This is a genomic window from Pseudomonas argentinensis, assembly GCF_001839655.2.
Lineage (GTDB): Bacteria > Pseudomonadota > Gammaproteobacteria > Pseudomonadales > Pseudomonadaceae > Aquipseudomonas > Aquipseudomonas argentinensis_B.
In genome coordinates, this window is record NZ_CP056087.1 from 2,922,490 (window position 1) to 2,945,653 (window position 23,164).

Here is a 23,164-nt window from a genome sequence, read left to right on the forward strand (position 1 = left end):
GAATCCGATGCGTGCAATAGTGAAGGGGGCCATTCTGGGCCTGCTGCTGATAGGGCAGATGGCGCAGGCGGGGACCGTGCTGGTCGTTGGCGATAGTATCAGCGCCGCTTTTGGCATGGATACCCGGCAGGGCTGGGTTCATTTGCTCGATGAGCGCATGCGCAACGAGGGGTTCGAGCACCAGGTGGTGAACGCCTCGATCAGCGGCGACACCAGCGCTGGCGGGGCGGCGCGGCTGCCGGCGCTGCTGGCCGAGCACCAGCCGCAACTGGTGATCGTCGAGCTCGGTGGCAACGATGGCCTGCGTGGTTTGCCACCAGGCCAATTGCAACAGAATCTTGCATCGATGATCGATGCTTCCCGTGGCGCCGGTGCCAAGGTGCTGTTGTTGGGCATGCGCATCCCGCCCAATTACGGCGAGCGTTACACCACTGCGTTCGCCAGGGTGTTCGACGATGTGGCCGCCGACAAGAATGTGCCGCTGGTGCCCTTTCTGCTCGAGGGCGTGGGCGGTATCGCCAGCCTGATGCAGGATGACGGCGTGCATCCTGCCGTGGCCGCCCAGCCGCGGCTGCTCGAGAATGTCTGGCCGAGCTTGAAACCATTGCTGTAACGGGCTTTTCCGCTGACGGTGTTTCGGCTAATGTGGCGCCCCCGTTCTGGAGCCCCCCATGTTGCGACCCGTCTGGTCTCTGTATGCCTACCAACTGATCGAGCCGGACGAGCAGCTGGATCTGTTCGCCTGCCGCGAGGTGAAGGTGCACCTGGTCGCTCGTCAGCTGGAGCTTGGTGGTCACGCCGATCGCACCCTGTGCGGTGGTCTGCTGCCCGCGCAGCCGCTGTGGCGCGACCTGGAACGGCCGATGTTGCAGGACCGCCGCCTGTGCCGCGCCTGCCTGGCGACGCTGGAGGCCCAGCGTCGTGGTGAGCGGCCCGCGTGGCCGGGGCGCTGAGGGGCGCCACGGTATACAATCAACTCCCACCATCATCACCACCTCGAAGGTTTTCTGCATGTCGCCGCGCGTTTCAGCTCTTGCCCGCTGTCTGTCGTTGGGTGCTGTCTGTCTGGCAGGTTCCGCTGCCGCACTGGAATTGCCGTTGCCACCGCCCGGCGAGGACATCGTCGGCGAGATCCAGGTCATCAAGGCGCGCTACGAGGATACTTTCGCCGACATCGGTACGGCGAACGACCTGGGCTATCTGGAAATGGTCGCCGCCAATCCGGGTGTGGATGCCTGGCTGCCGGGCGAGGGCACCGATATCGTGCTGCCGACCCGCTTCATCCTGCCGCCCGGGCCGCGCGAAGGCATCGTGATCAACCTCGCCGAATACCGGCTGTACTACTTCCCGAAGGGCCAGAACGTGGTCCATACCTATCCGCTGGGCATCGGTCGCGAGGGCTGGAGTTCGCCGGTAACCCAGGCGCGCATCACCGCCAAGACGCCGAACCCGGGTTGGTACCCACCGCAGTCGATTCGCGATGAGCACGCGGCCGACGGCGACCCGCTGCCGAGTTACGTACCGCCAGGCCCGGACAATCCACTGGGGCCCTACAAGATGACGCTGTCGGTGCCGGGCTACCTGATTCACGGCTCGAACAAGAAATTCGGCATCGGCATGCGCGTGAGCCATGGCTGCTTCCGCATGCTCAACAACAACGTGCTGGAGCTGGCCGGCATGGTGCCGGTCGGCACGCCGGTGCGTATCGTCAACGAGCCGTACAAGTTCGGCGTGAGCGGCGGCAAGGTCTACCTGGAAGCGCACACGCCGCTGGGCGAGGAGGATGCCCCGGCGGTCGATCACCACACCGAGGTGGTCAATGCCCTGATCCGCCGTAATGACCTCAGCGCCGATACCCTGGACTGGGACGTGGTGCGCGAGGTGGTGGCGGCCCATGACGGCCTGCCGGTGGAGATCGCCTCGCCGCGCGACGCGGTAATCCAGGCGCAATCGCCCGCGTTCTGACGGCGGCGGGCGTGGCGCTCTCGGGAGCGCCCCGTGCAGCATTCATGCAGACATGAAAAAGCCGGCTCGAGAGCCGGCTTTTTCATTGCCCGGGGGCGATTACTTGCGGCTGGCTTTTTCCAGCATACGCAGAGCGCGCTCGTTGGCCTCGTCAGCAGTTTGCTGAGCCTTCTGAGCGGCAGCCAGTGCTTCGTCAGCCTTGCGGTAGGCTTCGTCGGCACGAGCTTGAGCGCGGGCTGCTGCGTCTTCGGTTGCAGTCAGGCGAGCTTCGGTTTCTTTGGTGACGCTGCTGCAACCGGTAGCCAGAACTGCGGCCAGAGCCAGAGCAGAGAATTTCAGAACGTTGTTCATCGTGTTCCCCTTAGGGTCAGTTTTTTGCTTTATTGAAGCCCTTTCCCGAACCCGGAAAATGGCCGGCGTACATACTACCTGTAACTTTTAGTAAGTAAACGGACGAGGGGCAAGGGTTCCGAATTTTTTCTCTGAAATGAATATGCTAGCGCCGACTACCTGTACGGATGGCGGCTATGTACGCAGCTGAGCGCGAGGATTTTCCCACCTCGGATTTCTCTGGGTCGGCAATTTCTAGGTGAACGGATTTTGCCTTGCCCTTTACGTTCTACAGTGGCTTTATAGCCTATTGTTACCGGATGTACGCAGGCCCTGCCGGGGATGTCGTGCCTGGCCCAATCGAGAGGAGTAGTAATGAGCGAGCCACTGTCCATTCATCATGACCTTGCCGGTCACCAGTTCGAGACCACAGTGGATGGGGATCGCGCTTATCTTTCCTACATGGATCTGGGCAAGCAGACCCTGGATATCTATCGCACCTTCGTGCCCAACTCGCTGCGCGGTCGTGGCATCGCCGCGGCCCTGACCAAGACGGCGCTGGATTACGCCGACAGCATGGGCTACACGGTGATCGCGTCCTGCTCCTATGTGGAGCGCTACATGGCGCGTACCGAAGGCGCTGCCGAGCAGGACTGAAACAGACGCCGCCATGAAAAACGCCGAGCAGATGCTCGGCGTTTTTCATGGCGGCGGTCTCAGCCGCGCTGGCGCTTGGGCAGTACGTCCCTGAGTTTGCCGTGCATGCTGCGCAGGGTCTTTTCGGTGCTTTCCCAATCGATGCAGGCGTCGGTGATCGAAACGCCGTACTTGAGCTGTTGCAGGTCCTTGGGAATCGACTGGTTGCCCCAGCCCAGGTGGCTCTCGACCATCAGGCCGACGATCGACTGGTTGCCTTCGAGGATCTGGTTGGCGACGTTGTCCATCACCAGGGGTTGCAGCGCCGGGTCCTTGTTGGAGTTGGCGTGGCTGCAGTCGACCATGATGTTCGGCTTGATCGATGCCTTCTTGAGTTCCTGCTCGCAAATCGCCACGCTGACCGAGTCGTAGTTCGGCTTGCCATTGCCGCCACGCAGCACCACGTGGCCGTAGGCGTTGCCCTTGGTGGTGACGATGGATACGCCGCCTTGCTGGTTGATACCCAGGAAACGGTGCGGGCTGGAGACCGACTGCAGGGCGTTGATGGCCACCGTGAGGCCGCCATCGGTGCCGTTCTTGAAGCCGACCGCCGAGGACAGGCCCGAGGCCATTTCCCGGTGGGTCTGCGACTCGGTGGTGCGCGCGCCGATCGCCGACCAGCTGATCAGGTCCTGCAGGTACTGCGGGGAAATCGGATCCAGCGCTTCGGTGGCAGTGGGCAGGCCCATTTCCGCGAGGTCGAGCAGGAGCTTGCGGCCGATATGCAGGCCGTCCTGGATCTTGAAGGAGTCGTCGAGGTAGGGATCGTTGATCAGGCCTTTCCAGCCGACGGTGGTGCGCGGCTTCTCGAAGTACACGCGCATGACCAGGTACAGGGTGTCGGAGACTTCCTCGGCGAGCACCTTCAGGCGCTCGGCATATTCGTGGGCGGCTTTGATGTCGTGGATGGAGCAGGGGCCAACCACCACGAATAGGCGGTGGTCCTTGCCGTCGAGGATGTCACGCACCACCTGCCGGCCGGCCGATACGGTGCGTTGCGCACGTTCGGTCAGTGGAATCTCGAGCTTGATCTGTTCCGGGGTGATCAGGGTTTCGTTGGAAGCGACGTTGAGGTCGTTGATCGGTAATTCAGCTGTCGTGCTTTTCATCGGGTGGGTCATCGGGTCACGGGAGCCGGCCGCCAGCGATCCCCGTGCAGCGGGCACAGCAGTATGGGCACAGCGGGGAAGCTGAACCTTAGCGCGTTAGCGCCCGTCGAGACAATGGCATTTAGGGCCTGGACGGGTGAAAGATGGCCAGCCGCTGCTCGCGCCATTGCTGAGCAATGGGCTCCAGGGCAGCACCTGGCCAGCCTGCTATTCGCGATGCCTGCGGTAGCGTTGCAGGTTGTAGATTTCTTCGACCCTGCGCGCGCCGCTCGGACGCCTGCTCGCTGAAGGCGACGCCTAGCAGATAATGCGCCGATTGCCTCGTGCACCAGGCGACCTGACCAGGGTAGGCTAGCACCCAGTACCGCAATGTGCAGCGTGACCGGCGTGCCCCGGACCAGGGGTGACTGGACTGGCAGGCGGCGCCAGGGCTGAGGTTGGCCAGCGTTGGTTGGCGCTGGGCGGCTGGCGGCGTAGCCTCAACTCCACAGGCAGATCGCTGCCATGACGAAGAAAGCGACGCATGAACGAGCACCCCGGTTGCCATCAGAATGATAGTGTCCTGCCGCGTATAGCCACGCAATTGGAATTGACCGATTTTGATGCCGATCGGCGGTTGCTCGATCTTCCCGGCGCATCATTGGTGATCTTCACCAGTCAGGGTTGCGCGAGCTGCCGCTACGCGCGCCAGCGGCTTCCAGGGATGGCGTTGCCCATCGCGCGTCTGGTGTGGATCGACGCACAGGAGAACTTCGGCCTGGTGCAGCGCTATGAGGTCTTTCAGCTGCCGGCGCTTTTCGTGGTGCGCGATGGCGCGTTCTTCGGTGCGCTGCACACCAGGCTGTCGGCAGCCGAGCTGCGGGAAGCGGTGGCCGAGGCCCTTGCCAGAGCGCCCGAAGACCTGCCCTGAGGCGGTGCACCCTGGCAGCTACAGCGCTCGGGCTGGGCATGGGTTAGCCTTTTACAGTGGCTTTTTCACGACGCTGCTAAGCTCAAGCCAGGCCCCGCCGTGCCGGCAGTCGAGGAGGCCGCATGATCCGTTCGATTCTCTACGCCACCGATCTTGGTTTGTATGCGCCTTATGTGTTGCAGCACGCGCTGGCAATGGCCCGCAGTTTCAAGGCGCGCCTGCACGTCGTGCACGTGGTGGAACCCATGGGCCTGTTCGCCGAATCCGTTCTGCAGACCTACGTCGACGAGGACCGTCTGAAGGAGCTGCGCAGCACGGGCCTGGAGACCGTCATGAGCAATATCGAGCTGCGTGTGCTCGAGGGGTTCCGTGACGAGCTGGGCGACAATCCCGAGGACCTAGAGCTGATCGGCTCGGTCAGCGTTCTGCGTGGTGATCCGCCGATTTCCGTTCTCGAACACGCCCAGAAACTCGCCGTGGATCTGCTGGTCGTAGGCAGTCATAGCCACGGCGCGGCGCTCGAGGTGCCCATGGGCCGCACGGCTGCCAGACTGCTGCAGTTGTGCGATGTGCCGGTTTATCTGGTGCCCATGTTGCAACATCGATCCCGCCATGAGTGAACGGCGCAACCCAGATAAAAAATCTATATATACCGCCTTTACCATTAATATGGTTATATAGCGGATCGATGATCAGGCGGCGGCCTATCCGCTTTGAGGGATTTATATGAAGCTTCAGCAACTGCGCTACATCTGGGAAGTTGCGCACCATGACCTCAACGTTTCCGCCACGGCGCAGAGCCTGTACACCTCGCAGCCGGGGATCAGCAAACAGATCCGCCTGCTCGAAGACGAGCTCGGTGTCGAAGTCTTCGCCCGCAGCGGCAAGCACCTGACCCGCGTGACCCCGGCGGGCGAGCGGATCATCACCACCGCCGGGGAGATCCTGCGCAAGGTCGAGAGCATCAAGCAGATCGCCCAGGAATTCTCCAACGAGAAGAAGGGCACGCTGTCCATCGCCACCACCCACACCCAGGCGCGCTATGCGCTGCCGCCAGTGATCAGCAGCTTCATCAAGCAGTACCCGGAAGTCGCCCTGCACATGCACCAGGGCACGCCGACGCAGATCGCCGAAATGGCTGCCGACGGTACCGTGGACTTCGCCATCGCTACCGAAGGCCTGGAACTCTACAACGACCTGGTGATGATGCCGTGCTATCGCTGGAACCGCTGCGTGATCGTGCCCCAGGGGCATCCGCTGAGCAAATTGCCGAAGCTGACCCTCGAAGCGCTGGCCGAGCACGAGATCGTCACCTACACCTTTGGCTTCACCGGCCGTTCCAAGCTCGATGAAGCCTTCAGTCACCGTGGGCTGACGCCCAGGGTGGTGTTCACCGCCGTCGATGCCGACGTGATCAAGACCTACGTGCGCCTTGGCCTGGGTGTCGGCATCGTGGCTGGCATGGCGGTCGATCCGACCCTGGATCCGGATCTGGTGGTGCTCGATGCCAGCGAGCTGTTCGAGTCCAGCGTGACGCGCATCGGTTTCCGTCGCGGCACCTTCCTGCGCGGCTTCATGTGCGATTTCATCGAGACCTTCGCCCCGCACCTGACCCGTGACGTGCTGGCCAAGGCCGTGCAGTGCCACAACAAGGTCGAACTCGAAGAGCTGTTCAAGGACGTCAAGCTGCCGCTGCACTGATCAGCAATGCAGAACCGAAAAATGGCGCTCTAGGGCGCCATTTTTTCGTCTCGAGATCAGTGGCTCAGGTGCAGGCCACACTCGCGGTTGTCTTCACCCTTGGTGGGGTCGAAATAGTCGAAGTTGTTCGGCAGGCCGTGGGCGGTCAGGTACCCGTAGAGATCCTTGGAGGACCAGTGCAGCAGCGGGGCGACCTTGATCAGGCCGTCCGGGTTGATGCTCACCGGCTGCATCTGCGCACGTACCGCCGTGTCGGTGGCGCGCAGGGCGGTGAACCACACCCCTGGCGCGGTTTCGCGCAGGGCGCGGGCGAAGGGCTCGAGCTTCACTTCTTCGGTGAACGCGGCATGGCGCGGGTCGTCCAGCCCAGGCGTCGGGCCGTCGATGGCCTCGCGGTGGGCACGGCTGCGCTTGGGCAGGTAGGTGATCAGGTTGAGGCCCAGCTGCTGGGTGACTTCATCGGCAAACCGGTAGGTGGCCTCGGTGTTGTAACCGCTGTCCATCCACACGACCGGGATATCGGCCTTGACCTGGCTGACCATGTGCAGGATCACCGCTTCGAACGGGCGGAAGTTGGTGGTGCAGATGGCGGGTTTGCCCAGGCCGATCGCCCACTCGATCAGCTTTTGCGGCTGGTTGGCGAATTCGGCGTTGAGTCTGTCCAGGTCGAGATCCATTGCGGGCTCCGAGGCGTGTGGGTGAGAGGGGCGATGGTAGCAAATCTGCGCGGCAGCCGTGGCAGCGCGGCAGGGTGATCAAGGCTGAGCGAGCCTGCTACCGGGGTAGCCGGTAGCAGGCGGCTTGATCAGATTTCCACGGGCGGAATATGGCCGAACAGTTCCTGGGAGAAGCGCGTGCGCTGCTCGGCGTTTTCCTGGATGCCCTTGGCGGCCAGTTCTGCCAGGCGCGCTTCCACGGCGTGGGCGCGATGGGTCAGGCCGCAATCGTTGGCGATCTGGATGTTCAGGCCGGGGCGGGCGTTGAGCTCGAGAATCAGCGGGCCCTTGTCCTGGTCGAGCACCATGTCGACACCGATATAGCCCAGGCCGCACAGCTCGTAGCAGCCGGCCGCAAGCTTCATGAAGCCATCCCAGTTGGGCAGCTGCACGCCATCCACCGCGTTGGTGGTATCGGGGTGCTTGGTGATCTTGTTGTTCAGCCAGGTACCGCGCAGGGTCACGCCGGTGGCCAGGTCCACACCAACGCCGATGGCGCCCTGATGCAGGTTGGCCTTGCCGCCGGACTGGCGGGTCGGCAGGCGCAGCATGGCCATCACCGGGTAGCCCATCAGCACGATGATGCGGATGTCCGGTACGCCTTCGTAGCTGATGCTCTTGAAGATGCTGTCCGGGGTAACCCGGTACTCGATCAGCGCACGGTCGCGGTGGCCACCCAGGGAGTACAGGCCCGAGAGGATGCTGGAGATCTGCTGCTCGATTTCCGAGTGGCTGACGATCTTGCCGGACACCGTCTTGAAGCGATCCTCGAAGCGGTCGGCGATCACCAGGATGCCGTCGCCGCCGGCGCCCTGGGCCGGCTTGACGACGAAATCGCTGCGCTCACCGATGATCTTGTCGAGGTTGTCGATCTCCTTCTCGGTGGAGATCACCCCGTACATTTCCGGCACGTGAATGCCGGCTTCGATGGCGCGCTGCTTGGTGATGATCTTGTCATCGACGATCGGGTACAGGTGGCGCTTGTTGTACTTGAGCACGTAGTCCGCGTTGCGGCGGTTGATGCCCATGATGCCCTTGGCTTCAAGGGCCTTCCAGGTTTTCCAGAGACCTAGCATTGGCTCAATCCTTCAGGAAGGCTTTGAAGCGGAACAGTTCGGTCAGGCGGTAGCCGCGGTAGCGACCCATGGCCAGCATGAAGCCCACCAGCACCAGCAGCACCGCCGGGAAGGTGAACACGAAGTACACCAGCTCCGGCACGCTCATCAGCAGGTGCGCCAGGGTGGCGGCGACCAGGGTGCCGATGGCGACCTTGAAGGCATGGCCACCGCCACGCTCTTCCCAGGTGATCGACAGGCGCTCGATGGTCATGGTCAGAATCACCATCGGGAACAGGGCGACCGACAGGCCGCGTTCCAGGCCCAGCTTGTGGCTGAACAGGCTGATGGCGGCGATCAGCACCACCACGAAGGTCAGCACCACCGACAGCCTTGGCAGCATCTGCAGCTTGAGGTGCTCCAGGTAGGAACGCAGCGACAGGCCCAGGGCGGTGATCACCGTGAACAGGAAGATACCGAAGCCCAGTTGGGTTTCCCGGAAGGCCAGGGCGATCAGCACCGGGGTGAAGGTACCCAGGGTCTGCAGGCCGCCGAGATTGCGCAGGATCAGGATCACCAGCACGCCGATGGGGATCATCACCATGATCATGAAGGTCTGCTGGGTCTGCAGCGGCAGGCCGTACAGCGAGTACTCGAGGAAGTCGGCGTCGGTGTTCTCGTCGGTCAGCTGGGCGAGGCGAATGGCATTCATCTCGCTGTTGTTGAGGGTGAAGGTGGTGGTGGCCTGACGACCGCCATCGAGGGTGATCAGCGGCTCGTCACCGGTCCACCAGACCAGGCGATCGGCCGGCAGGCCCTGCTCGCCGGTTTCCGGGTTGAAGTACAGCCAGCGGTCGCCGTTGAAGCTGCGCAGCCACAGCTCCGGGCTCTGCTGGATGTCGGCAGCCAGGCGGATGGTGTGCACGCGCTCCATCGGCACGTGGGCGATGGACAGCAGCAATTCGACGGCCTGGGCCTTCTTGGTGGTCGAGGCATCACCGCCGAGCAGCAGCTTGGCGTTGTCGTCGTTGGTGTTGTTGACGCGCTTGATGGTCTCGCTGATGAAGGTCTCGACGTCGGCCGAGTGCTGGCGGATCGGCGCCAGCAGCGCCTCGGCGGCGATCTTCTCGGGGCCTTCCACCGGGATGCTGTCACGGAAGATCGGGCCTTTGGCCTTGGCCTGCTCGCCGCTGTAGCGCTTGGTCAGCACCAGGCGGTAGTAGAGGGTCTGCTTGCCGCTGGCGCGGCGCGCCGACCAGGTCACCTTGCGGTTGCCATCGGCCCGGTTGACGCTCACCCCGTAGTTGTTGGAGATGAAGCTCTCGTTGAGGCTGACGTAGTCCTGGTTCAGCGGCGGTACGAACATCTGCAGCTTGATCGGGTCACGGCCATTGGCCTGGAATTCGACCCGGGTGTCGATGTTCCAGAGGTCGTCGGTTTCGTCACTGCTGACCGGGATGCCGAGGATGAAAATCTGATAGGCCGTAATCAGAACGCCCAGGCTCACCAGAATGGTGATCAGGATTTTCAGATGCAGGGTAAGAGAGCGCATGGGGATTACTCGCCGGATTTTGCTTTGGAACAGTCAGGTTTCCCTGCTGCGTATTTTAGGCTGGGGTCGACCAGGGCATCGAAGCGCTTGAGCGCGTCGGAGCCGATCAAGAGCGGGTATTGGAAGGCGCTGCGATCGGTAAGGTTCACTTCGATCTGGCGTTTGACGTTACCCATGCACAGGTCCAGTTCGATGACCGGGCGCGCGGTGTAGCTCTTCTCGTCATCCTCGTCGACATCACCGGCGCGGCGCTTGATCTTGCTGATGCGGGCAAGAGGGCGCTCGATGGGGTGCGCGTGGGCATCGTCGATGGCCAGGTAGAAACGCACCCAGCGCTCGCCGTCGCGCTTGAAGCGCTCGATGTCGCGGGCGCTGAGCGAGGCGGTCTGGGCGCCGGTGTCGAGCTTGGCGGCCACTTCCACGTCGATGTCGAGGCTGACGTATTCGTTGAGCCCATAGATGGTTTTGTCCGCGGCGATAGCGTGGCAAGACAGCGCCAGCAGGCAGGGCAGAGTCGTTAGGAAATGAAGTCTCATGGGTCCTTGAATAGATGAAGCGATGGACGATCCATGCGCCATTGAAGACGGCCCCCAGGCCGCTGCTGCAGCGGCCTGGGGGCGAAATGAGGCGAAGTCTAGCATGGCCTGCAAAGGCGCCGACAGTCGCTTGTATGGCGTGGTGCGGGGGGCAATAGGTATCGGGTGGCAGGGCGGTACCCGACAGATACCCGCCCTGCAGGGCGATGCCTGCGCCTCAGGCCATTGCCTGCTGGCGTGCCGGGTCGTTCTTCAGCGCCTCGAACTCGGCGAAGGACACCAGACGCTGGCGCTCGGCGTCCCATAGTTTGAGGTTCAGGCAGCGCCAGATGTCCCGCGGATGCAGGGATGTGACGATGGGTGACTGCAGGGCGGGAATCGCCGCCATGGCTTCTGGCAGGCGATAGAACGGGATGCTCGAATTGGCGTGGTGCACGTGATGGTAGCCGATATTGGCGGTGAACCAGGCCATCAGCGGCCCGGTGCGCATGTAGCTCGAGGAATGTACGGCAGTGGCGGTGTAGTTCCATTGCTCTGGCGTCAGGTAGCGAGCGCCGGGAAAATTGTGCTGGCAATAGAACATGTACACACCCAGCGCCGAGCCGACCAGATGCGGCACCAGCAGCGCGAACAGCAGGATGTCCGCTGCGTTGATCGCCAGAAAGGCCACGCTGCCGATATTCAGGCCCAGGGCCAGCAGAGCCCAGGGGCGATGGCGCGGCTGGGTGAGCAGCGACACCACGCAGATGCTGAACACGAAGATGGTCTGCGAACCCAGCAGGATCATCAGGGGATGGCGGGCGATCCGGTAGCGCAGGCGTTTCCAGCTGTCGGCCCGCTGATATTCATCGGTGGACAGCAACGGGAAGGTACCCAGGTCGGTGTGGGTCGACAACAATGGCCAACGGCCGTTTTCCGCGCCCACGTACTGGCAGCTGTGGCCGTGGTGGTAGTCGTGTGACTGGCGCCACAGGCCGGGCGGTGCCATGAGCAGCAGGCCGAAAGCCTTGAAGAACAGCGCGGCGAATCGCGAGCCGCGCAGGAAGGCGCCGTGCATGTAGTCGTGGTACAGCACGAACAGGCGGACCACGGCCAGGCCCAGCAGCACACCCGACAGCAGGCGCAACGGCCACGGCAGCGCGGCCACGGCGCCTGCGCTGAACGAGGCGATCACCGCCAGGGTGGTGAAGAAATGCCGCCAGCTGGTGAAGCGGTTCTCCTGAGTGAAGGGCTGGGTCTGGCCCAGGATGTCCTTGGCGTACTGGCGCAATTGCTCGGCGTCCATGGCATCGGTGGGCCAGGGCGCTGGACAGCTCGCTGGCGCTTGCTCGGTTGCTTTGCTCATGTCAGGTCCTCAGGCCAGGGCCGCTTCGCTGGTGGCCGCCGTGTTGTCCGGCAGCGGCTCGCGGTGTTGCCATGGGCGGGCTTGCTCCAGCTGCGCCGCCAACCGGAACAGCAGGGCTTCTTCGCCAGCGGCCGCGCTGAACATCAGGCCGATCGGCAGGCCCGCGGCGTTCCAGTGCAGCGGCAAGGAAATAGCCGGTTGGCCAGAGGCGTTCTGCAGGGCAGTGAAGGGGCTGTAGTCGACGATCGGCGCGTAGGCTTTCTCCAGATCCTGTTCGTGGATGTCTATGCAGCCATTGCGCAATGGTGGCGTGGCCAGGGTCGGGGTCAGCCAGCAGTCGTAGCGCAGGTGAAACTGGGCCATCTGCCGGCCGACCTGTTGCGCCACCAGCTCGGCCAACTGGTATTCCACCGCGCTGACGGCCAGCCCTCGCTGATGCACGGCCTGGGTCAGGCCTTCGAGCTCGTGGGGCTGCGGGCGCCGCCCCAGTTGCATGGCCATCAGCTCCACCGCGAAAGCGATCCCGGAAAACCACAGCGTGGCGAAGGCCTGATCGAACGTCGCAGCGTCGATCTCCGGCTGCGCCTGCTCGACCTCATGGCCCAGGGCCTCGAGCAGCGCTGCAGTGCGTTCCACGGCCTCGACGCAGTCGGCGTGCAGGGGGCGGCCATAAAGGTCGACGGGGGAAAAGGCGATGCGCAGCCGCCCGGGCTGCCGCCGGGTTTCGTCGAGAAAGGCACCGCTCACCGGCGGCGCCCGGTAGGGGTCGCCGGGTACCGCGCCGTGCGTGGCATCGAGCAGCGCAGCGCTGTCACGCACGCTGCGGGTCAGCACGTGTTCGTCGAGCAGCCCGCTGAGCAGTTCACCGAAGTCCGGGGCCATGGAGTTGCGTGCCCGGGTGGGCTTGAGCCCCACCAGGCCGCAACACGACGCCGGGATGCGAATCGAGCCGCCGCCATCGTTGCCATGGGCGGCCGGTACCATGCGCGCGGCCACCGCAGCTGCTGCGCCACCACTTGAGCCGCCGGTGGAATAGGCGAGGTTCCAGGGGTTGCGTGCCGCACCGTAGTAGTCGCTCTCGGTGGTCGGCAGGATGCCGAACTCCGGGGTATTGGTCTTGCCGACGAACACCAGGCCGGCACGGCGAAAGCGCGCCACCAGCTCGCAGTCCTGGGTCATCAGGCGATCGTGCAGCAGGCGCGAAGACAGCCGCGACGGCATGCCACGGCAGTCGCCGAGGATGTCCTTGAGCAGGAAAGGGACGCCGTGCAGGGGGCCCTGGGCGGCGACGGGTGTGTCGAGCGACTGGCGTGCCAGGTCGTAGGCCTTGTGGACCACCGCGTTGACGGCGGGGTTGCAGGTTTCGATGCGGCGTATCGCCGCCTCGAGCACCTCGTGGGCGCCGACCTGCCTGTTGCAGATCAGCTCGGCCAGGCCGATGGCGTCGTATTGCGGGTATTCGCTGAAAGACACTGGGCTTCCCTCCGTACGCCGTCACCGGTCTGCAGAGGATCGACGCATGGGCGCGATCCGGGCACGACAAGGGCGCAACTATCATTGAATCCAGAGGCATCGGCGATCCGCCGTGACAGCCGGGGAGGGCTGTGGCGTGGTGGACCGACGCTGCACGGGGCGGGCACTCGGGAGCCATTATTGGAGGCCGTTTCGTGTCGTCGGTATACGCCGTATGGAGTATTCCTTTCGTGACCTCCCTTTCACAGGATGGTGGCGCATGGAAATGCACACGAAGCGTCTAGAGAGCACGCTCTCGACCATGGCGCTGAAGGATTCCGCATGAGCGAGAGCATAATAAATGGCGCAGATTAAGCAGGATGGTGACGGTTTCCTTTACACCCATTTTTCCGAATGCCTGAGACACCACGCGCGAGCCACGCCGGATCGGCTCGCCTACCGCTTTCTCGCCGATGGCGAAGATGGCCTAACCATCACTTTCGCCGAGTTGGATACGGCAGTACGCGCCCTGGCGGCGCTGCTGCAGGCGCGCTACAGCCCCGGCGAGCGGGTGCTGATCCTGCTACGTCCCGGGCTCGGTTATGTCACCGCTTTCATGGGGTGTCTGTACGCCGGGTTGGTGGCGGTGCCGGCCTACCCGCCGGGGGCCACCAAGACCCTGGGTCGTCTGGAGGGCATTCTCACCGACTGCCAGCCAGTGGCCGCCCTGGTGGCTGGCGGAGATGTGAGTGAAATCGCCGCCAGCCTCGCCGCAGTGGCGCCGCAGACGGAGGTTCTCGACCTCGATAAGCTGGATGTGCGGCATGCCGAAGGTTGGCAGCCCGTCGCGGGGCTGCGCAGTGATCCAGCCTTCCTGCAGTACACCTCGGGCTCTACCGGCAACCCGAAGGGCGTGATCATCAGCCACGGTAACCTGATCCATAACTCGCAGTGCATCAGCGATACCTTCGGCATCTCCCCGGACAGCCATATCGGCAGCTGGTTACCGCCTTACCACGACATGGGGCTGATCGGCGGCATTCTGCAGGCCCTGTATGTCGGCTGCTCGGCTACCCTGATGACGCCTATCGCCTTCCTGCAGCGCCCCCTGCGTTGGCTGCAGATGATCAGTCGCTACCGGGTCACGGTCAGTGGCGGCCCCAACTTCGCTTATGAACTGTGCGCCCGCAAGGTGCGCGACGAAGACCTGCAATCACTGGATCTGAGTTGCTGGGCCGTGGCCTACAATGGCGCCGAGCAGGTTCGGGCCAGGACCTTGCACGCCTTCGCCGACAAATTCGCTGCCTGTGGCCTGCAGGCTGGCGCGCTGTTTCCCTGCTATGGCCTGGCCGAAGGGACCTTGCTGGTGACCGGCAACGGCCTGGCCCGCGGCGCGATCGTGCGCAGCTTTCATGCCGACCTGCTGGAGCACAATCGCGCGGTGCCGCTGGCGGTCGGGCAGCCGGTCGAGGGGCGGGCACGCACCCTGGTCAGCAGCGGGCGGCCGACCCCGGGGCTGGAGCCTTTCATCTGTGATCCCGACAGCGAGCGCCGCCTGGGCGACGGGCAGGTCGGCGAGATCTGCATTGTTGGTCACAGCGTCTCTGCCGGCTACTGGCAGCGGCCGGACAGCACCGCCGAGGCATTCCGGCCCGCGCACGTGCAGCAGACCCCCTGGCCGCGATTCTTTCGCACCGGTGACCTGGGCTTCATGTTGGAGGGCGAGCTGTACGTCAGTGGCCGAGTGAAGGATCTGATCATCCTCAATGGCGTCAATCACCACCCGGGCGACATCGAGTGCTCGGTGTTGCGCGCCCATGAAGGCTTCAGGCCCGACGGCGCAGCGGCGTTCAGCATCGAAACGGACGACGGCGAGCAGTTGGTGGTGGTTCAGGAGGTGGAGCGCCGCGCGGTACGCGGGCTGGACGTGGTCAAGGTGCTGGCCGAGATTCGCGCCGCGCTGTGGCAGCAGCACCGTTTGGCACAGCCCTGGCTGCTCTTGGTGAGTGGCGGCACGCTGCCGCGAACCTCCAGTGGCAAGGTGCGTCGGCAGGACTGCCGGCGCCTGTTTGGCGCCTATCTGCAGGCGTTGGCGGCAGGCGAAACGGCACCCCTGCAGCAGCGGGTGATCGCGGTGGAGCAGGGCGGGCAACAGCGTGTCGAGCCGGGATCGCAGCACCAGGAGCTGGCGGTATGAGGCCCCATCTCGCGCTGGAGCTCGCCCAGCGTCAGCCGATGTTCTTTGCGCTGCATGGGTTTCACGGGCAGCGCCCGCAGCCCCTGAAAAGTCGACTATTGCCACTGTTCCCGGTGGACCGTGAGCAACGCCAGACGCTCAGTCGCGTGCTCAACGCAATCACCTCGGCGACCACCATCACCGAGTTGAAAGCGCGCACCCAGCAGGCGCTGCCGCTGTTGCTGCCCTGCGAGAACTTCGTGTTCGCCTGCGGTCATGTAAAAGCCCACCGGGTGTTCATCAAGCACCTGATTTCCGCTGATGCGGTTTCGGAGAACTATCTGCAGGACATCGTCGGGCCGGACGGCATGGTTCCGCCCTTGTGCCTCGATCCGCTCGAGCACTGCGGCCTGCCGAAGTTTACCTCGGTGTCGGCCCTGGACAGCGACATCGACCAGATCTGGGCGAGCATCTTTCGCCGCTACGGCATTCGCAATTTGGCCTGGATGGTTCTGCCCTGTCTGCACCGCAACGCCTTCTCGGCGTACTTCTTCCAGAACCTGCCTGCGTCGGTGATCCAGGAGTGCAAGGTGCGCATGGCCTTGCTCACCCCCTATGTGCACATCGCCCTCAACCGTACCCTCGGCGCCCGCCGGCTGCTCCAGCAATCGGGCAGCAAGGGCCGGGCGCACTGCCTGGCGCTGCTGTCCACTCGCGAAGTCGAGATTGCCCGCTGGGTGGCGCGGGGCAAGACCAATTGGGAGATCGGACAGATTCTGCACATCAGCGACAAGACCGTGAAAACCCACATGCAGAACATCTTCTCCAAGCTGCAGGCCACCAGCCGAGCGCAGATCGCTGCGCTGTTCGCGGACGCCTGAGCCGCGGCGCACTACTCCCCATGGAGTATTGAGGCACACTCGCCAAGAGCGGAGCATCGAACCTGCGCACAGCCACCGGCTAGCGCGTGAAACCAAGCAGGATGCATGTGCCGGCCCCCGGCGGGGCCGTGCACTCTGGAGGTCAAGGTGCACATCGACGATATAACCACGGCCGTGATCGATACCCTGGCCAGGATGCTGGACATCGAGTCCACCGCCCTCGACCGTGAGCGTTCGTTTCACGAAATGGGGCTGGATTCGGTGCTGCTGGTCGGGTTATCCGCCGAATTCGAGGATCGCTTCGGCGTTTCGCTGGACCCGGAATTCGCCTACCAGCACGACAGCGTGCACAAGATCAGCCAGCACCTGCATGGCCTGCTGAACGAAGAGGTGGCATACGGATGAGCCTCTCGCTGATCAACCGAACCCGCCAGGAACTGCTCGACTTCGTCGGCCTCGACGAAACCATCGTCAGTGCCAGCGGCACGCAGCTGGTAACCGCGGCAGGCCAGACCCTGATCGATTTCGTCGGCCAGTTCGGTGCGGTGCCTTTCGGCTACGCCCCGCAGCGCCTCGTCGAGGCGGCTACGGCCTTTCTCGCCTCGCCGCAGCCGACGTTCGTGCAGCCGTTGCTCAACCCGGTGGTCGAGGCCCTGGCCCGACGGCTGATCGAGGTCGCACCCGGCGAGATGGCCCGGGTGACCTTCACCACCAGCGGCGCGGAAACCGTGGAAGCGGCGATCAAGCTGGTGCGCGCCGCCACGGGCCGCGAGCTGGTGGTTGGCACCCTGAGCGGGTTTCACGGCAAAACCCAGGGCGCCGTGGGGGTGACCGGCAAGGCGATCTACCGTGAATCCTTCCAGATCCGCACCGATGGCTACGCCCATGTGCCCTATGGCGACCTGGCTGCCCTCGAGGCGTTGTTGCGTGAACAGCGGGTGGCAGCCTTCTTCGTCGAAGCCGTCCAGGGTGAGGCCGGCATGGTCACCCCGCCGGACGGCTATCTGCTGGGTGCCCAGCAGCTGTGTCGGCAATACGGTGCGCTGTTCGTGCTCGACGAGATCCAGACCGGCCTGGGCCGTACGGGCACATTGTTCGCGGCCAGCGCCCATGGCCTGAATCCGGATGTGTTGCTGCTGGCCAAGGCCCTGGGTGGCGGCCTGGTGCCGCTCGGCGCCTGCCTGTATGCCGAACGCTGCTGGAGCCGCGACTTCGACCGCCACCACAGCTCCACCTTTGCCATGAACGGCTTTACCGCCAGCGTTGGCCTGGCAGTGCTCGATCAGCTCGCCGCCGATGACGCTGCCGTGGTCAAGCAGGCCGCTGCGCGCGGCAGCTACCTGCGTGACGGCCTGCAAGGCCTGCTGGCGCGCTATCCCCAGGTATTCGCCGGCCTCGATGGCCGCGGCCTGATGCTGGGGCTGAAATTTCGCCGTTGGTCAGGCGAGCGGCTGTACAGCTTCTCGCTGGCCAGCGCCTTTGGCGCGCTGGTGCCGATCGTCTGCGGTTACCTGAAGTCGCGCCATGGCGTGTACTGCCTGCCGACGCTCAGCGAAGGCAACGTGCTGCGTATCCAGCCATCGTTCGTCATCAGCGAGGCGCAAATCGACCAGTTGCTGACCGGCCTTGGCGCTGCTGCAGAACTGATTGCCCAGGGCCTGCACCATCGCCTGATCCTCGAGGCCCACGGCTTTGCCAACCCGCAGGGCGTGCCCGGCCGCGCCAGCCAGCCTGTCGCGAAGCCGCGCGCTGGCGGCGGGCGCTGCCTCGGACGGTTCGCCTTTCTGCTGCACCCGACCACCCCGCAAAGCGTCAACGGCGACCGCATCGTCGAGGCGCTCGGCGTCTCGGCCGAGGAAAAAGGCTTCATGCAGCAATGGCTGGACGACTTTTCCGAGTGGGCCAAACCGGACCTGGATGCAGGTGTGTCCTACCACGCCGAGCGTGTCTACAACGCCGCGGGTGATTACGTCGAAGGTTGGCTGGTCGGCAGCCTGCTGCAACCGCGCGACCTGATGCGCCTGAGCCTGGGGCGGCGGCGCAAGCTGCTGGACAACTACCTGGCGACGGTAGCCGAGTTGGGCGTCGATTTCGTCGGCCTCGGCGCCTATACCTCGGTGATTTCCAACGCCGGCGAGGATGTGCGCAACGAACGCTTCCACACCACCACCGGCAATAGCCTGACCGCCATGGTCGGCGTCGATGCCCTGGTCAGCACCTGTGCCAACCGGGGCGCGCCACTGGCCAAGCGCCTCACCGGGGTGATCGGCGCCTATGGCTCGGTCGGCCGCCTTGCCAGCCTGCGTCTCGGCCAGTACGCCGAGCACCTGGTGCTGCTGGGCAACGCCGCCAACCGCGGCGCCATGCAGGCGCTCAAGCGGGTCGGCGGCGAGTTGTATCGCGCTGCCCTGCAGGCGCTGCTCGCCGGGCAACGTCGCGGTATCGCCCGCAGCCTGGCCGCGGCGCTGCCCCCCGGCCAGTCACTGGAGGCATTGCTGGCTCGCGATTGCAGCGAAGAGCAGGGGCTGTGTGCGCTGTTCGACGAGGTCGATGCCTTGGTGCGAGGGACCGGCACGCTGGCGCCGCTGAGCATCGACTCCGATCTGGAGCGCTGGCTGCCGCGCCTGGACGCCCTGCTGTCGGCCACCTCCAACGGCTCGGCCTTTATCGATTCGCAGCGCCTGCGCAGCAACGCGGTGATATGCGACTGCGCGCAGCCGCCGGACATCGGCCGCTCCTCGCTGGCCGACCGCCCGGACGTGTGCGTGATCGAGGGCGGGCTGATCCAGATGCCCGAGCGTGGCCAGCGCTTCGGCAACCAGAACCTGACCGACCTGCCCACCGGCGTGACCTTCGCCTGCCTGGCCGAAACCCTGGTACTGACCATGGCCGGCAAGCGTCGCGACTACAGCGTCGGCAAGCGCCCGTCACTGGAAGACGCCGAGGAGATTTTCGAGTTGGCACTCGGCCTGGGCTTCGCGCCGGTGGTCGAGCAACCGGTCGAGAAGGCCGGCTGACGGATTGCCCGGCCGCACCGCCAGATGGCCGGGCCTAGAAGAATGGAAATCGAGGATCAATCATGTCGATGCTGCATGCACGGAACGTCACTGAGCAACGCCTGCCGGGTCTGATCGGCGCGCTGGAACAACGCGGGCGGATGGCGCTGGAAACGGCGGATTCCGCTGAGGTCTGCGAGCTGTTCCGGCGCTACCGCGCCGCAGGCCTGATCATTCCCGAGACCTATGGCGGCCTGGGGGTCTCGACCCGCGAAACCGTCGAGATACTGCGTGTGGTGGGCTCGCTGTGCCCCTCGCTGGCAGTGATGATGACCATGCATCACCACACCATCGCCACCATCGTTCAGCTCGGCGGGCTGATCCCGGCCGCCGATGAGCTGCTCTGCGCTATCGCCCAGAACCAGCTGCTGATCGCCTCGGCGTTCGCCGAAGGCAAGAGCGGCGCGCAGATCTTCAACAGCAGCGTGAAGGCCCAGGCGGTGGAGGGCGGCTTCCTGCTCAGTGGCAGCAAGAAGCCCTGCACCATGAGCCATCACATGGACGTCATCGTGGTCGGCGTGGTGCGCGAGAACGCCGATGGCGGCTTCACCCAGGGTTTTGCGGTGGTCTTCGAGGATGGCAGCCGGGTTACTCGCCAGCCGTTCTGGAACACGCCGGTGCTGGCCGCGGCCAACAGCCATGCCCTGGTGTTCGACGAGGTGTTCGTGCCCAGCGAACGCATGCTGCTCGCCGAGGGCGACGACGAGGCGGTGGCAGCATCGGTGCAGGAAACCTCCCTGTCGGGGCTTTGCTGGTTCCAGCTGATGGTCGGCGGCACCTACCTGGGGGTGGTGTCCGCCATGGCTGGGCTGCTGCTGGCGCGCCGCGGCGGTGAGGACGCGCCGCTGGCGCAACTGGCCATCGAGCTGGAAGGCGCACAGCAGGCGCTGATCGGCACTGCGCGGGAGCTCGAAGAACAACGTGCCGCCGACGAGGCCACCTACGCCAAGGCGCTGTGTACACGGTTCATGGTGCAGGGCGCCATCGAGCGTAGCAGCAACCTGGCCGTCGAGGCCCTGGGCGGCATGGCGTTCATCCGCTCCAACGAGGTCGCCTACCTGCTGGCCGCGTCCCGGGCGATCTGTTTTCACCCGATTTCACGGGCGGCAGCGGTGCCGCTGCTGGCGGATTTTCTGGGCGGCAGCGTGGCCGCCCATGGCTGATCGGCTGCCTGCCCGCTGGCCGGGCGTCTCTCTGCCACCGAACTGGAGCTAGAACCCATGGCCCACTCCACGGACTCGCTGTACCCCGGCTGCCGGCCAACGTCAGCCCGCTGTTCCATTTCGTCGCCATTCCCCTGTTCGCCGTGCTGGTGGCCTTCAGCGGGGTGGCAATCATCGCCATCCTCATCTTGTCGTTCGCCTTGCAGCTGGGGCGCCGGCTACTGGGTTGCGTGCCGGGTGCGACACGTTTCGGTGACGCCTGGGTGAGGGGGTATCACCGCCAGGTGCAGCGCCTGGCGGATCGCTGGCTGAAGGACCCGCGTGACGAACCGATCCTGGCGGCGGCGCTGACCCTGGCGCTGACGGCAGGGCCGGTGTTCATCCTCCAGTTGTGGCTGGGCGCCTTGGCCTGGCCTCTGGTGCTGGCGTTCTATGCGGCGGTGTATGGGCCCAATATTCGCGGCTTCGTGCGCTCGTTCAGTTCGATGCACCAGGAAGGTCATGTGCCGGGCGGCGTCTTCAAGCGCCCGAGCCGGCTCGACAAAAGGTGCGGCAACTCCTTCCTGTACATGTTCTTCGCCATTCCCATGGGCCTCACGCCCCATGCCCTGGCGCACCTGCAGCAGCATCACCGCGAGAACGCCGGGCCGCTGGATATCTATGCCACCGCCCGTTACGACCACGCCAACCTCTGGCATTTCGTGGTCTACATGGTGCGCGAAGTGATGTACCAGCAGTTCCTGATCTCGCCCTACCTGTACTTTCGCAGCCGGGAGAAGCGTGCGCAGATGCGCGCCATGATCGCCGGCAATCTGCTGCACCTGGCACTGTTCGCCGCGCTGGCGTGGTACAGCCTGCCCGTCGCGGTCTTCTACATGCTGGTGCCCTGGTGCGCGAGCAACGTGCTGATGGGGGTGATCCACTGGAGCCAGCATGCCTTCTATGGCGGGCAGAGCGACCCAAGGGCGTACATGTACAACACCGTCACGCTGCTGGAGAAACCGGTCAACATCCTCAACGAGGGGTACCACGTCTGCCACCATCATTGGGCCAACGTGCACTGGTCGGAGAGCCCGCAGTTGTTCGAACGCATCAAGCCGGAGATGCGCGCCGCCCAGTCCATGGTGTTTCGTGATCTCAGCGTGATGGACCTGTTCCTGCTGCTGATGCTGCGCCGTTTCGAGGTGCTGGCCGACAAGCTGGAGTGGTGGGAGCCGCTGTCGCAGGCGGAGAAGGTCGCGCTGCTCAGGCAGCGGGTGCGACCGGCGCCGATCCACGAACACGAGCGCCTGCACCAGCAGGCGGTCGCGCGACGTCAGGCGACAGTCGAGCCGGGCTTCGCCCCGGTGCAGGGGGTGCAGTCATGAGCCGGCCCCTGTCGCTGAAGGTCGCCGCCATCGAGCAGGAAACCGCTGACGCCGTCACCATCCATCTCAAGCAGCCGCTGCTGCGGCGCATTCGCTACGAGGCCGGGCAGTACCTGACCCTGGAATTCGATGTCGAGGGTGGCAAGGGCTGCCGCGCCTATTCCATCAGCAGCACGCCGGGCCTGGACCGGGCCCTGGCGATCACCGTCAAGCGGGTGGCCGGCGGCCAGGTGTCCAATCGCCTGGTGAGTGGGCTGGCAGCCGGTGATCGCGTCCAGGCCCTGGGCGCCCAGGGGCGATTCACCTTCGCACCGAAACCGGGGCAGGGGCGGCATATCGTCCTGTTCGCGGCGGGCAGCGGTATCAGCCCGATCTTCTCCATCCTGCGCTCGGCCCTGCATTTCGAAGCGGATGCGCGGGTGACCCTGATCTATGGCAACCGGCATGCCGGCGCGGTGATCTTCGCCGACAAGCTCGAGGCCTTGCAGCGCAGCTTCGCCGGGCGCCTGGAGGTGTTGCATGTGTTTTCCCAGCCCCAGCAACCCTGCCGCTACAGCGGTCGGCTGAACCGCGAGCGCGTGGTCGAGTTGCTCGACGGGCTTCCTGACCTGGAAGTGTCGCGTTGCGAGTTCTATACCTGCGGCCCGGCGGCCATGATGGACGAGGTGACCGCGGCGCTGGAGGGACTGGGGGTGCGCCGCGAAGCGATCCATCTGGAGTGCTTCACGCCACGGCAGGCCAGCGACAGCGGCGAGGGGCGGGTGGCGCGCCGCGTGAGCCTGTTGCTGCACGGCCAGGAGCATCGGTTCATGGTGGGGGCCGGGCAGAGCATCCTCGACGCCGCCCTGGATAACGGTCTGCAACCGCCGTTCTCCTGCCGCAGTGGCTTCTGTACCGCCTGCGTGTGCACGCGGCTGGCCGGTGAGGTGGGCATGGGGCACGAGCACGGCTTGTCGGCCGCCGAGCTGGAGAAAGGGCAGGCGCTGATGTGCGTGGGCTTTCCGCTCAGCGACGACGTACGGCTGAAGATCGACTGACCAGGCGGAGGAAACAGGATGATCGCTGACCAACGGCAGCACGCAACCCATGATGCGATACGCCTCGACAGCCGTGCACGGCTACGGGTGGAGCCCTCTCAGCAGGCTCGGTTACAG

At 64.7% G+C, this 23,164-nt stretch carries 22 protein-coding genes; 14 read left to right on the top strand and 8 right to left on the bottom strand.

What is annotated here, in order from left to right; translation table 11 throughout:
* Window positions 1-7 precede the first annotated feature (7 nt).
* Genes SA190iCDA_RS12930 through SA190iCDA_RS12940 form a run of 3 tightly spaced genes read left to right on the top strand, consistent with a single transcriptional unit; the run spans window position 8 to window position 1,965 of the window.
* The gene (locus SA190iCDA_RS12930) at window positions 8-613 is read left to right on the top strand and encodes an arylesterase (RefSeq protein ID WP_070887802.1); all 606 of its coding nucleotides are present in this window, start codon (window positions 8-10) and stop codon (window positions 611-613) included.
* 58 nt (window positions 614-671) lie between these two features.
* Window positions 672-953: a hypothetical protein gene (locus SA190iCDA_RS12935; RefSeq protein ID WP_070887801.1), complete on the top strand. Its 282-nt coding sequence runs from the start codon at window positions 672-674 to the stop codon at window positions 951-953.
* Between the two features lie 58 nt (window positions 954-1,011).
* Entirely contained in the window at window positions 1,012-1,965 is a 954-nt protein-coding gene (locus tag SA190iCDA_RS12940; protein WP_070887800.1) for a L,D-transpeptidase family protein, read from the top strand.
* 99 nt (window positions 1,966-2,064) lie between these two features.
* Here the strand turns inward: SA190iCDA_RS12940 and oprI are convergent, their stop codons facing one another.
* Entirely contained in the window at window positions 2,065-2,316 is a 252-nt protein-coding gene (oprI, locus tag SA190iCDA_RS12945; RefSeq protein ID WP_013791646.1) for an outer membrane lipoprotei OprI, read from the bottom strand.
* A gap of 354 nt (window positions 2,317-2,670) precedes the next feature.
* Between oprI and SA190iCDA_RS12950 the strand changes: the two genes are divergently transcribed.
* A complete protein-coding gene (locus tag SA190iCDA_RS12950) occupies window positions 2,671-2,952 on the top strand; it encodes a GNAT family N-acetyltransferase (protein WP_070887799.1) in 282 nt (93 codons plus the stop codon).
* A gap of 59 nt (window positions 2,953-3,011) precedes the next feature.
* On the opposite strand, the gene SA190iCDA_RS12955 is transcribed toward SA190iCDA_RS12950, so the two are convergent.
* Window positions 3,012-4,100: a 3-deoxy-7-phosphoheptulonate synthase gene (locus SA190iCDA_RS12955; protein ID WP_070887798.1), complete on the bottom strand. Its 1,089-nt coding sequence runs from the start codon at window positions 4,098-4,100 to the stop codon at window positions 3,012-3,014.
* 523 nt (window positions 4,101-4,623) lie between these two features.
* Here SA190iCDA_RS12955 and SA190iCDA_RS12960 point away from each other — a divergent pair.
* The 3 genes from SA190iCDA_RS12960 to cysB all read left to right on the top strand — a co-directional run bounded on the left by SA190iCDA_RS12960 (window position 4,624) and on the right by cysB (window position 6,711).
* Window positions 4,624-5,010, top strand: coding sequence for a thioredoxin family protein (locus SA190iCDA_RS12960; RefSeq protein ID WP_070887797.1), 387 nt, complete (start codon window positions 4,624-4,626; stop codon window positions 5,008-5,010).
* Between the two features lie 122 nt (window positions 5,011-5,132).
* Window positions 5,133-5,630 carry a universal stress protein gene (locus tag SA190iCDA_RS12965; protein ID WP_070887796.1) on the top strand — a complete coding sequence of 166 codons (498 nt, stop codon included), beginning with the start codon at window positions 5,133-5,135 and terminating at the stop codon, window positions 5,628-5,630.
* Window positions 5,631-5,736: 106 nt separating this feature from the next.
* On the top strand, window positions 5,737-6,711 hold the full coding sequence (gene cysB / locus SA190iCDA_RS12970) for an HTH-type transcriptional regulator CysB (RefSeq protein ID WP_070887795.1): 975 nt from the start codon (window positions 5,737-5,739) through the stop codon (window positions 6,709-6,711).
* A gap of 56 nt (window positions 6,712-6,767) precedes the next feature.
* On the opposite strand, the gene SA190iCDA_RS12975 is transcribed toward cysB, so the two are convergent.
* The 6 genes from SA190iCDA_RS12975 to SA190iCDA_RS13000 all read right to left on the bottom strand — a co-directional run bounded on the left by SA190iCDA_RS12975 (window position 6,768) and on the right by SA190iCDA_RS13000 (window position 13,388).
* The gene (locus tag SA190iCDA_RS12975; RefSeq protein WP_070887794.1) at window positions 6,768-7,388 is read right to left on the bottom strand and encodes a phosphoadenosine phosphosulfate reductase family protein; all 621 of its coding nucleotides are present in this window, start codon (window positions 7,386-7,388) and stop codon (window positions 6,768-6,770) included.
* A gap of 128 nt (window positions 7,389-7,516) precedes the next feature.
* Window positions 7,517-8,503: an alpha-L-glutamate ligase-like protein gene (locus SA190iCDA_RS12980; RefSeq protein WP_070887793.1), complete on the bottom strand. Its 987-nt coding sequence runs from the start codon at window positions 8,501-8,503 to the stop codon at window positions 7,517-7,519.
* Window positions 8,504-8,507: 4 nt separating this feature from the next.
* The gene (locus tag SA190iCDA_RS12985) at window positions 8,508-10,034 is read right to left on the bottom strand and encodes an inactive transglutaminase family protein (protein ID WP_070887792.1); all 1,527 of its coding nucleotides are present in this window, start codon (window positions 10,032-10,034) and stop codon (window positions 8,508-8,510) included.
* A 5-nt stretch (window positions 10,035-10,039) separates the two neighbouring features.
* Window positions 10,040-10,570: an ATP-dependent zinc protease gene (locus SA190iCDA_RS12990; RefSeq protein ID WP_070887791.1), complete on the bottom strand. Its 531-nt coding sequence runs from the start codon at window positions 10,568-10,570 to the stop codon at window positions 10,040-10,042.
* A 217-nt stretch (window positions 10,571-10,787) separates the two neighbouring features.
* A complete protein-coding gene (locus SA190iCDA_RS12995) occupies window positions 10,788-11,915 on the bottom strand; it encodes a fatty acid desaturase family protein (protein ID WP_070887790.1) in 1,128 nt (375 codons plus the stop codon).
* A 9-nt stretch (window positions 11,916-11,924) separates the two neighbouring features.
* Window positions 11,925-13,388 (bottom strand): amidase, encoded by a 1,464-nt coding sequence (locus tag SA190iCDA_RS13000; RefSeq protein WP_070887789.1) that lies wholly within the window; start codon window positions 13,386-13,388, stop codon window positions 11,925-11,927.
* A gap of 340 nt (window positions 13,389-13,728) precedes the next feature.
* Between SA190iCDA_RS13000 and SA190iCDA_RS13005 the strand changes: the two genes are divergently transcribed.
* From SA190iCDA_RS13005 to SA190iCDA_RS13035, 7 genes are all read left to right on the top strand, one after another.
* A complete protein-coding gene (locus SA190iCDA_RS13005; protein ID WP_070887788.1) occupies window positions 13,729-15,564 on the top strand; it encodes a fatty acyl-AMP ligase in 1,836 nt (611 codons plus the stop codon).
* A complete protein-coding gene (locus tag SA190iCDA_RS13010) occupies window positions 15,561-16,424 on the top strand; it encodes a LuxR C-terminal-related transcriptional regulator (RefSeq protein ID WP_070887787.1) in 864 nt (287 codons plus the stop codon). The genes SA190iCDA_RS13005 and SA190iCDA_RS13010 overlap by 4 nt, the downstream gene beginning before the upstream one ends.
* A 147-nt stretch (window positions 16,425-16,571) precedes the next feature.
* Complete coding sequence (locus SA190iCDA_RS13015; RefSeq protein ID WP_070887786.1) at window positions 16,572-16,829, top strand: acyl carrier protein; 258 nt, start codon at window positions 16,572-16,574, stop codon at window positions 16,827-16,829.
* Window positions 16,826-19,441 carry an aminotransferase class III-fold pyridoxal phosphate-dependent enzyme gene (locus SA190iCDA_RS13020; RefSeq protein WP_070887785.1) on the top strand — a complete coding sequence of 872 codons (2,616 nt, stop codon included), beginning with the start codon at window positions 16,826-16,828 and terminating at the stop codon, window positions 19,439-19,441. The genes SA190iCDA_RS13015 and SA190iCDA_RS13020 overlap by 4 nt, the downstream gene beginning before the upstream one ends.
* Window positions 19,442-19,503: 62 nt before the next feature.
* Window positions 19,504-20,643 (top strand): acyl-CoA dehydrogenase family protein, encoded by a 1,140-nt coding sequence (locus SA190iCDA_RS13025; RefSeq protein WP_070887784.1) that lies wholly within the window; start codon window positions 19,504-19,506, stop codon window positions 20,641-20,643.
* Between the two features lie 164 nt (window positions 20,644-20,807).
* Window positions 20,808-22,010, top strand: coding sequence for a fatty acid desaturase (locus SA190iCDA_RS13030; protein ID WP_236100854.1), 1,203 nt, complete (start codon window positions 20,808-20,810; stop codon window positions 22,008-22,010).
* On the top strand, window positions 22,007-23,047 hold the full coding sequence (locus SA190iCDA_RS13035; protein ID WP_070887782.1) for a ferredoxin--NADP reductase: 1,041 nt from the start codon (window positions 22,007-22,009) through the stop codon (window positions 23,045-23,047). The genes SA190iCDA_RS13030 and SA190iCDA_RS13035 overlap by 4 nt, the downstream gene beginning before the upstream one ends.
* Window positions 23,048-23,164: the final 117 nt, after the last annotated feature.

What these genes read in the sequence shown, in the direction of transcription:
- SA190iCDA_RS12990 (WP_070887791.1), bottom strand. Translation starts at nt 10,570, where the DNA reads ATGAGACTTCATTTCCTAACGACTCTGCCCTGCCTGCTGGCGCTGTCT.
- SA190iCDA_RS12940 (WP_070887800.1), top strand. Translation starts at nt 1,012, where the DNA reads ATGTCGCCGCGCGTTTCAGCTCTTGCCCGCTGTCTGTCGTTGGGTGCT.
- SA190iCDA_RS13020 (WP_070887785.1), top strand. Translation starts at nt 16,826, where the DNA reads ATGAGCCTCTCGCTGATCAACCGAACCCGCCAGGAACTGCTCGACTTC.
- SA190iCDA_RS12965 (WP_070887796.1), top strand. Translation starts at nt 5,133, where the DNA reads ATGATCCGTTCGATTCTCTACGCCACCGATCTTGGTTTGTATGCGCCT.
- SA190iCDA_RS13035 (WP_070887782.1), top strand. Translation starts at nt 22,007, where the DNA reads ATGAGCCGGCCCCTGTCGCTGAAGGTCGCCGCCATCGAGCAGGAAACC.
- SA190iCDA_RS12995 (WP_070887790.1), bottom strand. Translation starts at nt 11,915, where the DNA reads ATGAGCAAAGCAACCGAGCAAGCGCCAGCGAGCTGTCCAGCGCCCTGG.
- SA190iCDA_RS12930 (WP_070887802.1), top strand. Translation starts at nt 8, where the DNA reads ATGCGTGCAATAGTGAAGGGGGCCATTCTGGGCCTGCTGCTGATAGGG.
- SA190iCDA_RS12975 (WP_070887794.1), bottom strand. Translation starts at nt 7,388, where the DNA reads ATGGATCTCGACCTGGACAGACTCAACGCCGAATTCGCCAACCAGCCG.
- SA190iCDA_RS13005 (WP_070887788.1), top strand. Translation starts at nt 13,729, where the DNA reads ATGGCGCAGATTAAGCAGGATGGTGACGGTTTCCTTTACACCCATTTT.
- SA190iCDA_RS12960 (WP_070887797.1), top strand. Translation starts at nt 4,624, where the DNA reads ATGAACGAGCACCCCGGTTGCCATCAGAATGATAGTGTCCTGCCGCGT.
- SA190iCDA_RS12955 (WP_070887798.1), bottom strand. Translation starts at nt 4,100, where the DNA reads ATGAAAAGCACGACAGCTGAATTACCGATCAACGACCTCAACGTCGCT.
- SA190iCDA_RS12985 (WP_070887792.1), bottom strand. Translation starts at nt 10,034, where the DNA reads ATGCGCTCTCTTACCCTGCATCTGAAAATCCTGATCACCATTCTGGTG.
- SA190iCDA_RS12980 (WP_070887793.1), bottom strand. Translation starts at nt 8,503, where the DNA reads ATGCTAGGTCTCTGGAAAACCTGGAAGGCCCTTGAAGCCAAGGGCATC.
- oprI (WP_013791646.1), bottom strand. Translation starts at nt 2,316, where the DNA reads ATGAACAACGTTCTGAAATTCTCTGCTCTGGCTCTGGCCGCAGTTCTG.
- cysB (WP_070887795.1), top strand. Translation starts at nt 5,737, where the DNA reads ATGAAGCTTCAGCAACTGCGCTACATCTGGGAAGTTGCGCACCATGAC.
- SA190iCDA_RS12950 (WP_070887799.1), top strand. Translation starts at nt 2,671, where the DNA reads ATGAGCGAGCCACTGTCCATTCATCATGACCTTGCCGGTCACCAGTTC.
- SA190iCDA_RS13010 (WP_070887787.1), top strand. Translation starts at nt 15,561, where the DNA reads ATGAGGCCCCATCTCGCGCTGGAGCTCGCCCAGCGTCAGCCGATGTTC.
- SA190iCDA_RS12935 (WP_070887801.1), top strand. Translation starts at nt 672, where the DNA reads ATGTTGCGACCCGTCTGGTCTCTGTATGCCTACCAACTGATCGAGCCG.
- SA190iCDA_RS13025 (WP_070887784.1), top strand. Translation starts at nt 19,504, where the DNA reads ATGTCGATGCTGCATGCACGGAACGTCACTGAGCAACGCCTGCCGGGT.